The 1710-nt window shown below is 41.8% G+C and carries 3 protein-coding genes; all 3 read right to left on the bottom strand.

Features of this window, described 5'->3' with window-relative positions; genetic code table 11:
• Nucleotides 1–70: 70 nt before the first annotated feature.
• Entirely contained in the window at nt 71–727 is a 657-nt protein-coding gene (locus Xinn_RS23020; protein WP_244590285.1) for a DUF6531 domain-containing protein, read from the bottom strand.
• A gap of 29 nt (nt 728–756) precedes the next feature.
• Nucleotides 757–1254, bottom strand: coding sequence for a hypothetical protein (locus Xinn_RS23015; protein WP_244590284.1), 498 nt, complete (start codon nt 1252–1254; stop codon nt 757–759).
• Nucleotides 1255–1285: 31 nt separating this feature from the next.
• On the bottom strand, nt 1286–1710 hold a 425-nt coding region (locus Xinn_RS20655), incomplete at its 5' end, for an IS630 family transposase (RefSeq protein ID WP_153043428.1).

Raw genomic sequence — 1710 nt, 5'->3', positions numbered from 1 at the left:
CATTTGTGCAACCGCAGTCACAGTCATGTTGTACGGTGGTAGCAATTTAGCCAGTGCGGCAGATTTACGTTCAGGTGAAATACGTGTCATTTTTTTCTCTATCAGCGTTGTTAATGAGGGTGACAACTATGCTGACAGAGAGGGCATGTTTGGCACTTAACATAAAATTATGGCGCCATCCATAACCAAGAGCTGTTTTTGTGTTTCTTTCGCCAGAATTGTAGCTGCGAGTGAGTGTGAGTCCAAAGGGATAGTTGGAAGAGCCTATGCTAATATCATCATGATTATAAAGGAAGTATCCACTGCGAAGGTCAATAGGATCAATACTTTTGAAGGACTGGTAAGCGGATTGAGCAGTTGCCTTAACCATATTCCTTGTATCGCTCCACCATGATCTTTTTTCAGTGGATAAGCCACCTTTAAATCCACCACTGATTTTATATGCAACCATGATATTGGCATTTAGTTCTGATCTATCATGCTCCAGTAAGTAATAACCATTTCCACTCCAAGAGTTGACTGTTATTGAGCCGTTTTTTGGTAAAAAAACTTTTCGATTCTTTGCCGTTGTTCCTGCCAGCCAAGTCTCCATATCAGAAAGGTCTGATACCTTCCAGTTGACCAGTAGAGGTTTGACTGCTGACCAGTTTTGCGGGGTTGCCTCAAGAAAGCCGACACCATCTGTATTGGAATAGTCAAACATACGTGTAGTTGAAACAGCCTCCATTTCTTGTAGCTGTTTGACACTGCTGGATTCTAGAGAACTTTCACGAATGGAACTGCCGAACGCAAAGCTTGCAAAATTATAAGAAGAAGAGAGTGTTTAGCTGAACTTAAATGAATCTGTAGGGGAAAATCCACATAGGTGCTTCCATTATAACCGGCAATGCCAACGGAAAAATGGCGGTTTGTATTAAAATCGCCGAGATTAGCAGTAAGAATATTCGAATCGGTAGATTGGCTTATATAAGCATACCCGACAGCAGCAAGACCTGCCCCCAACACTGCTTCAGAAGTATTATTATTTCCAGCATTTTGTGCCTTGATGGCTGCATTTTGATAGTGGGTGAATGTATCACGACCAATTTCACCTGCGGACAGAATAATGGAATAAGTACCACCTGTCTCGACGACATTTTCCCCAGTATATATATCGTTGTATTTCATATAGGGAGCTAACAATGTTGTTGTGACAAGCTGTGTTGCTGTTTTTGTTGCTTTTCCGGTAGCAATAATTGTGCCATCCAGTGTCAAAATGGGCTGATTGTGTTTGTTATATACGCAATTAACTTGAAAATGCAGGTTTTAATCGCTGGAAATGATCAGTCAGTCGGGTAGCCAATTCCTGTGCTTTTGTTGGCAAGGTGATATGATAAAAATGTCGAAGTGTTCCCCGAAACGTTTTTGCATCCGGGAAATAGACATTGTTGCGTATTTGCTCATTCGTGTACTTCCATAATCGTTCAATGGGGTTGAGATTAGGGCTGTAGGGGGGCAAGTAATGCAATTGAATATTCAGCTCTTGAGCCGCTGATTTCACTAATTCAGCGCGGTGATAACCTGCACCATCCAAAATAATATGCACTTTTTGTTGGAAGGGATAGGTTTCCCTAATGCCATGGAAAAAAAGGACGACATTTTCCGCGTTAATCGTCGGATATTCACGAATAACCGTCTCTTCAATCCGGTGTAAATTGAGTGCCCCCATGA

The organism is Xenorhabdus innexi, assembly GCF_002632485.1.
GTDB classification, from domain to species: Bacteria; Pseudomonadota; Gammaproteobacteria; order Enterobacterales; family Enterobacteriaceae; genus Xenorhabdus; species Xenorhabdus innexi.
The sequence above is the reverse complement of the archived record's forward strand: the minus strand, read 5'-3'. Positions and strand labels throughout refer to the sequence as shown.